This window comes from Clostridium sp. (assembly GCF_040797585.1).
Classification (GTDB): domain Bacteria; phylum Bacillota; class Clostridia; order Clostridiales; family Clostridiaceae; genus Clostridium_Z.
The window spans coordinates 1-8164 of record NZ_JBFNEO010000128.1 but is presented as its reverse complement, the minus strand read 5'-3'; the positions used below and the strand labels follow the sequence as shown (position 1 = coordinate 8164).

General features: G+C 29.2%; 9 protein-coding genes. All 9 read left to right on the top strand.

The window, feature by feature from the left end:
• The first annotated feature begins 417 nt into the window (after positions 1-417).
• The 9 genes from dnaX (at position 418) to AB2369_RS08985 (ending at position 8101) form a co-directional block, all read left to right on the top strand.
• Positions 418-2058, top strand: a complete 1641-nt coding sequence (gene dnaX, locus AB2369_RS09025) for a DNA polymerase III subunit gamma/tau (RefSeq protein WP_367666152.1) — start codon at positions 418-420, stop codon at positions 2056-2058.
• Positions 2059-2284: 226 nt separating this feature from the next.
• Positions 2285-2629 carry a YbaB/EbfC family nucleoid-associated protein gene (locus tag AB2369_RS09020; RefSeq protein ID WP_367666151.1) on the top strand — a complete coding sequence of 115 codons (345 nt, stop codon included), beginning with the start codon at positions 2285-2287 and terminating at the stop codon, positions 2627-2629.
• Between the two features lie 261 nt (positions 2630-2890).
• The gene (gene recR / locus AB2369_RS09015; protein ID WP_367666150.1) at positions 2891-3487 is read left to right on the top strand and encodes a recombination mediator RecR; all 597 of its coding nucleotides are present in this window, start codon (positions 2891-2893) and stop codon (positions 3485-3487) included.
• Between the two features lie 698 nt (positions 3488-4185).
• Positions 4186-4623 (top strand): NUDIX domain-containing protein, encoded by a 438-nt coding sequence (locus AB2369_RS09010; protein ID WP_367666153.1) that lies wholly within the window; start codon positions 4186-4188, stop codon positions 4621-4623.
• Between the two features lie 337 nt (positions 4624-4960).
• On the top strand, positions 4961-5218 hold the full coding sequence (locus AB2369_RS09005; protein ID WP_367666149.1) for a YaaL family protein: 258 nt from the start codon (positions 4961-4963) through the stop codon (positions 5216-5218).
• Positions 5219-5268: 50 nt separating this feature from the next.
• On the top strand, positions 5269-5523 hold the full coding sequence (locus AB2369_RS09000; RefSeq protein ID WP_367666148.1) for a pro-sigmaK processing inhibitor BofA family protein: 255 nt from the start codon (positions 5269-5271) through the stop codon (positions 5521-5523).
• Positions 5524-6176: 653 nt separating this feature from the next.
• Positions 6177-6500, top strand: a complete 324-nt coding sequence (locus AB2369_RS08995) for a PadR family transcriptional regulator (protein ID WP_367666147.1) — start codon at positions 6177-6179, stop codon at positions 6498-6500.
• On the top strand, positions 6490-7095 hold the full coding sequence (locus AB2369_RS08990; protein ID WP_367666146.1) for a DUF1700 domain-containing protein: 606 nt from the start codon (positions 6490-6492) through the stop codon (positions 7093-7095). The genes AB2369_RS08995 and AB2369_RS08990 overlap by 11 nt, the downstream gene beginning before the upstream one ends.
• 10 nt (positions 7096-7105) lie before the next feature.
• On the top strand, positions 7106-8101 hold the full coding sequence (locus AB2369_RS08985) for a DUF4097 family beta strand repeat-containing protein (RefSeq protein WP_367666145.1): 996 nt from the start codon (positions 7106-7108) through the stop codon (positions 8099-8101).
• The last annotated feature ends 63 nt before the right edge of the window (positions 8102-8164 follow it).

Genomic DNA, 8164 nt, shown 5'->3' with positions numbered 1-8164 from the left:
CTATCATTACTTAAGGCTTATTCAAAGATTGAGTTTGGATGTAGTTTATCTATATATTGAATCACACCTTAAAATAAGCCTTAAGTTACTATGATTTGTAGTACATTCAGAGGTTAAGCTTGCATATGGCACATCTATAGTAATAATATGATAGTTTAAATTCTAATCAATGAAGGTTATAATGATAATATAAAATTATATAGTTTAATAAAGATTATTTATAAAAGGCAATATGAGGATTACAATTATATAAATTTTAAATGTAGATTTATTAATAAAATATATCTAGTATAGGTGCCTTGTATTTTACATGGAATAGCATATGATAATAGTTAATTAAACTTTATAAGTGGTTAAGATTTTTACTAAGAATAATAACTTATGATACAGGATAAATAAGACTAAGAGGTGATAACCGTGGCATATACGGCTTTATATAGGGAATGGCGACCTAAGATATTTGATGATGTGGTAGGTCAAGAACATATAACAACAACACTTAGAAATCAAATATTAAAGGAAAGAACTGCCCATGCATATCTTTTTTGTGGAACTAGAGGTACGGGAAAAACATCTACAGCAAAGATAATGGCTAAGGCATTAAATTGTTTAGATTTACAAGAGGGAGAACCTTGTAATCAATGTGATATGTGTAAGAAGATAGGTTCAGGACTTTCTATAGATGTTACTGAATTAGATGCAGCTTCTAATAATGGAATAGACAAAATAAGAGATATTATAGATGATGTACAGTATCCTCCTCAAGAAGCTAAATTTAAAGTTTACATAATGGATGAGGTCCACATGCTTTCTCAAGGGGCAGTAAATGCTTTTCTTAAGACCCTTGAGGAACCACCAAATAGAGTTGTCTTCATATTAGCAACTACAGATCCTCAGAAACTTCCTATAACTATTCTTTCAAGGTGCCAAAGATTTGATTTTAAAAGAATTAAAACAGAGGATGTATCCACAAGGCTTAGAAAGATAGTAGATGGATTAGGAGTTTTCGCAGATGATAATAGCCTTGATTTGGTATCTAGAATGAGTGATGGAGCGATGAGGGATGCCCTAAGTATACTAGATCAAGCCATAGCTATGGGTGGAGGAAAAATAGAATATAATAATGTAATAGAGATGCTTGGACTTGTAACCAGCGAACATTTATTAAATCTTACTGAATGCGCCCTAAGTAGAGATACAGAAAAAGCAATGAGGATAATTGATGATATAGTTTTTGCAGGTAAGGATGTTCAAACCTTTATAAAAGATTTAACAACACATATGAGAAACCTACTTATGGTAAAGGTAAGTAATAATCCACAAGAGGTTTTAGATATGTCTCTTGAGAATATAGAGCTATTGAAGAAACAGTCGGATAAACTGGGTGTTGAAGAAATCATGAGATTTATAAGAATTCTTCAAGAAGCAGAAGAACAATCTAAGTGGAGTAAGCAAGGGCGTATATATTTAGAACTTGCTCTTATAAAAATGTGTAGAATAGAGTTTGATAATTCCCCAGAAGTTATTCTAGCTAGAATAAATAAACTTGAAAGTGCCTTAAGAAGTGGAAAGATAGCTGTTTCCGTAGATGAATCAGAGGGACCAAGAGGAAATGAGCAAAGGAAGAGCTTACCGCAAGAAAAGCCAAAGCCTAATGTGGTAAAGAAACAAGAGGATCAAGAGGAAATAGAAGAAAACTTTAATGAAAGTTCTGAGCTTAATATATCTAAGGTAGAAAAAGCTTGGAGAGATATATTGGAAACTTTTAAAAGTAGAAGACAGATGGTTATATATGCCTCCCTTATAACAGGAAGATTATATTCTTGCAGAAATGGAGTAATAGAAATAAGATATGAAGAGAAGTTTTCATTTAATAAACAAAGACTTGAAAAAGAAGATTATAGAAAGTTAATAGACGGTGTATTTTCAGAGGTTTTAAGAGAAAAAGTTAAGGTTAAGTATACAATAGAAAAAGAAGAAAAAGAAGTTAGTGAATCTAAAGAAGATAAGCTTAGAGCTGCCTTTGGAGAAGATATGGTTGAAATTATAGATTCATAGTATAGAACTATTATACATATTAATTATATAGTACTATGTATATATAACACTCTATGATAAGAAATAAAATCAAAGATTACAGCAAGTTAATGAGGAATAGGCTTATGACTTAAAAATAGTATTTTATATAAGGTTTAAGCTTTATTTTAAAAGTTGTACTTTATATAGTATTAAAAGAAAAAATAATATATAATAAAAATTAAGTTAATTTTAAGGAGGATTTCATATGGCAAGAGGTGGATTTCCAGGAGGCTTAGGCGGAGGAAATATGCAAAATTTATTAAAGCAAGCTCAAAAGATGCAAAAGCAAATGGAAGATATGCAAAAAGAGCTTGAGAGTAAAAATTTTGAAGCTACAGCAGGTGGCGGAGCAGTTAAGGCAGTAGTTAATGGAAAAAATGAAGTTTTAGAAATTAAGATAAAGCCTGAAGTTGTAGATGAAGATGATGTTGAAATGTTAGAAGATTTAGTGTTAACTGCAGTTAATCAAGCACTAAAGAATGCACAAGATGAGACATCAGAAGGAATGAAAAAGGTAACTGGTGGAATGAACATTCCAGGAATGTTTTAATAAAATTTAGAATTAAGTTTTAGCTTAGGCATACAATGTAATTGTATGCCTAAAATAGTTTATATAATAAATATTATTAAACAGTAGATATTTTTACGGTTATATATAATAATATACTCATATGGGTAATAAATAATTTGAATTTTTATTATAGTTAATTTCCTATTTTACGATGAATTATTAAATATAAAGGATGTAAATTTTAATTTGAAAAGAGATTTATATAATATAAATATTAGAATTAAAGGGATGTGATGTTTAATGGATTTTTATCCAGTAGCAATAGAGAAGCTTATTGAAGAATTTGCTAAGCTACCAAGTGTAGGTTATAAAACAGCTCAAAGATTAACACTCCATGTTTTAAATCTTCCTAAAGATGAAGTAGAAGAGTTCGCTAAGGCTCTAGTTGAGGCTAGAGGAACTATAAAATACTGTTCTATCTGTGGAAACTATACAGACAAGGATCCATGTGCTTTATGTTCTAATCCTAATAGAGATAAGGCGGTAGTTTGTGTTGTAGAGCAGCCTAAAGACATAATGTCTATGGAAAAAGTAAGAGAATTTAATGGAGTTTATCATGTATTACATGGAAATATTTCTCCTATGGCAGGAAGAGGACCAGCTGATATAAAGCTTAAAGAACTTATATCTAGAATGAATGGAAGTGTAAAAGAAGTTATAGTGGCTACAAATCCTACAATTGAAGGTGAAGCTACAGCTATGTACATATCTAAGATATTAAAACCTTTAGAAGTAAAGGTAACAAGAATAGCTCATGGTATACCAGTAGGTGGAGACTTAGAATATGCCGATGAGGTAACTCTGTCCAAGGCTCTTGAAGGAAGAAGAGAAATATAAGTATAGAATTGATGAGTGTTTATAGGGTTTTGGATTCAAAACTTATCTTATGTACTACTTAAAATCTAAGATTTTAAGTAGTACATGTATAAGTTAAGATTTAGGCTAGAAGCCCTATATTCTTCAAGGTCACTTATGTTAAGCAGAAAACCATAAGTGGATTATCATTTACTATAAATAAAGTTACTATAGAAAAATAAAGTTTAGTAACTATTAAAACAGAGTAGACTCAGATAATATAAAAGGGTGCTAGAGTAAGGACAACGAAATTAGAGGTTCTTATACTAACATCCTTTTAATTGTTTTTAGTTAAAACTTTAAAATTAATAATAAAGTAGTTTCTGTTATGTATTACAATAAAATGGTATAATTAGATATAAATACATAAAAATCTTCGAGAATAAATTTTATCCGATGGCTATAAGTTTTAGCACCCCCACCCTCTTAAAAGGTGGGGAATAACAGTTGCTACGACCCTAGATTAACTCATATAACCTTCACATGGGGGAAAGAACATCACCTGAAGGAAGATTTGTTCTATATACTGTAATTATTAAATAAGAATTGTAGATATAAATAAGGTTCATACATTAATAATAAGAATGGATTAGTTATAGATGAAGTTAAAGAAATACCGCTTTTTAGATAGATAACTATTTTTAAGTAATGAGTGAAGGGAAGGATATAAATTGATAAAGATGAATTATTACGATTTAGAAGCTATTGAAGATAGTAAATTAAAGTTTGCAGTAATAGCAGCAAAGTATGATGGTGGATGGATATTTGTAAGACATAAAGAAAGAGAAACCTTTGAGATACCAGGTGGTCATCGCGAAGATGGTGAAAGTATAGAGAACACTGCATCAAGAGAATTATATGAGGAAACGGGAGCAAAAGATTTTAAGTTGTATCCTATATGTATATATTCGGTAGATAGAGGAGGGGTTGAGTCCTTCGGACAATTATTTTATGCTGATATATATAATCTAGGAGATTTGCCTTATTCAGAAATTGGTGAGGTGAAGATCTTTTATAATATACCTGAGAATTTAACTTATCCTTTAATGCAACCTTCTTTGTCTGAGAAGACAATTGATTTTTTAAGTAGCAATATAGAGCTTTTAAAATCAGAATAAAATAAGGATTTAATAATATCTATAGATAAAACACACAAAATATTAAACTAAACTTCAATCTATCATAACTTATATTCTATTCAAGCATTAAGGGTGAATATGGTATATATAGGTCACATGATAATTGAAACTAAATCAACAGCTACCATTATTTAAAGCCTACTCAAAAGTTGAGTTTTCAAATAATTTATCTCTCTATATATAACGATGAGTTTATCTAAGAGAGTTTAAATATTATATAAGATATGTACATATAAAGTGTATATTTTAAAAAGAATAAAACTCCTATTTTTTGTCAACACTTAAGATGATATATAAATAGGAGGTTTATGGTTATATGAATAAGAATTTTATAATTAATAATATAGAATTAAAAGTTTGTGATGAGGGATTTAGAAATAAAGAAGAATTACTAGAAGCTATAAATCAAGCTATAGGAGAACTAGAAGCTATAAGAAATTATTTTGATAATGTACAAGACCCTAAGTTGGTAGAAGTAGCTATATATACAGAGGCAGCTGTAAAAGCTAAGTATGATTATTTAATTAAAGAAGCAAAAAGATTAGGATTAAATTGTAGTATAATAGCTTCATAGCATATTATATTAATATAGTAGTATAGACTTTCAAAGATAGGAGGAGAGAGATGGAAGCTTTAATAGCATTTATAGTAGCTATAGTAGGTCTTTTTATAATAGTAACTATATTCTCATGGCCGATAAAGATTTTTATAAAGCTTTGTGTTAATGGATTGCTAGGAGCGGTTCTTCTATGGTTAGTGAACTTAGTTGGAGCTAGTTTTGGTGTTCAGATAGGTATAAATGTAGTGACAGCTTTAATAGCAGGTTTCTTTGGTGTGCCAGGGGTTATATTCTTAATTGCATATAAGATGTTTATTTAATAAAGGTTTAAAGATAAACCATACTAAGTAATATTGAAATAGAATAATAAAGTAGATTTTTATTTAGATAATTAAATTACCTTATTAATTCGTTAGACTTTAGAATCTATAAATATAAATTAGGTATTTTAAAAGCTTCATTAGTGTAGCAGATTAATTTAAGCTTTGTTTAATATATAGAAGAGTAAGGTGATTCATTAATTGTTCTATCTTATTAATATTAAGAGGCTTGTACTAATAAATAGGACAAGCTTTTTAATATCTATAAAAACTCTAATAAGAAATCTATTTAGAATAACTAAAAGCAGACTACCGAAGGGGGCCTATGGTAGTCTGCTTTAAAAATTAGATGGGAGAATGGATAAAATTTTCTTAAATAAAGACAGGTATCTTTTGTGGGAGAGCTTGTTTTGTTTTAAAATGCTCTTCTAAAATTATTATATGAAGTTTAAAAAAAATGGTTACAAGAACAAATATTTTTTAGCATAGTTGATGATGTTACACGTATATTATATAGTCAAGTTATATTTATTACTTACTACCTTGCAATGTATAATACTGACTGATATACTATAGTTAATAAGATAGAATTTTACTATTTTAAGATAACAATCACTAGATATAGCGTATTAATGATAAGGTAGGTGATTAATTTGAATTCTCAATTAAAGAAGGGTGTTTTAGAGTTATGTGTGCTATCTTTATTGGCTAATAAAGATTACTATGGGTATGAATTAATACACAAGATATCTGAAAATATCCAAATATCCGATGGAACTATATATCCTATCCTAAGAAGACTGAGTAAGGAAGGGTATTTCACAACTTATCTTCAAGAATCTCAAGAGGGACCACCAAGAAAATACTACAAGATAACTGACTTTGGTATGGAAACCAAGAGGACTCTCATAAATGAGTGGGAAGAATTTATAAAGGATGTAAATAGTATATTAGAGGTAGGTGATAATGATGAATAAAGAGCATTTTTTCTTTATATTAAAAAATAATCTTAAGGGATTCACTGATGAAGAAATCCAAGAAATATTATATGACTATGAGGAGCACTTCACAGTAGGTGCCGCAGAGGGAAAGAGTGAAGAGGAAATAGCTAAGGAGCTAGGTGATCCTATAACTATAGCAAAGCAATATAGCGAGAGTAATAAAAATAATAATACCTATACTGGTGGCACTTATGCCAGAAATAATGGGAATGTGAAAGTTAAAAGTAGTAGCAGTGAAAATAAAAAATTATTATCAATGACTATTTTAATAGTTATTGGTATTGTAGCATTAGGACCAATTACGGGATTAGGTGGACTCCTTATTGGTATATTTGGAATCGGTATTGCCTGTACCTTTGGAGGGCTCGGACTTATGATAGGTGGATTAACTGGAACCGTAAGTACTATGTTTTTTAGTTCTATATCCTTACCACTGTCCTCTTTAATCTTTATTGGAATAGGTACCATAGCATTAGGCGTTCTAATTTTAATTGGAGCAGTATATTTAGTTAAGTTATTGATTGATTTATCTAAGAGATTCTATAAATTTATATATGAATCTTTACAGTAGGAGGTACTATATGACTAATAAACCTAGAAATTTTAAAATAAAAAATATTGTCCTAATACTATTATCAGTGGTATTTATATTCTATGGAATTGGTGCCATAATAATTTTGAATTCGGGGGCTACTATATCTAGCGTCTTTCATGGAGAAGGAGTTAGAGGGTTCTTTAGAAATAACTTCAATGGACATGGTGATAGTATTAATATAGATCAAAATGAGTCTATAAGTTTAAAAGATATATCTAAGATAAGTGTATCAACAAGTTTTTCAGATGTAAAAGTTATGTATAATGAAGAAAGTGATTTAAAGGTAGCTTTAAGAGGAAATACAAGAGGTATGATGTCAAACAATGATATGGAGTTAAATGTTAATAGTTCTAATGGAGAGGTTATTATAAAAGAAATATCTAATAATGGAATGCATAATAATGGAATGCACATGAACTTTTCAGATGTGAAGCTTTTATTGTATATACCTAAAGACTATTCAAAAGCAATAGATATTTCTACTGTAAGTGGAGATATGGATTTATCTCAAGTAGACTTAAATACTACAGATATGAACCTTAATTCTATATCAGGGGATATAGAAGCTAATAATATAAACACTAAAAATATAGGGATAACCTCAAAGTCTGGGAGTGTTGATATAAATAAGCTCATAAGTTCTAGCTTAAAAAGTAGTCAAATCTCAGGTGAGATTAATATAAACTATTTTGAAGGAGCTATGGAAGTAGAAACTACATCAGGAGATATTGAAATAAAATCAAATAAAATAGATGGACCATCAAAAATAAATTCAATATCTGGAGAGGTAGATTTATATATAAATCCTAATTTAAATCTTTCATTTGATATAAATTCAGTGTCAGGAGATGTATCTGTAGAAAACTCCTTAAATACTTCAGGGGTAATAAATAAATCCAAAGGCTCTATTAAAATCAATTCAGGGGGTACAGCATATACAGTATCTACTACTAGTGGGGATATAGAAATAAAAGCTAATTAAGAATAATATAAATAAATAGATTAAAATAAGCATTTAGCTATATATAAACTGGTTATATTATAT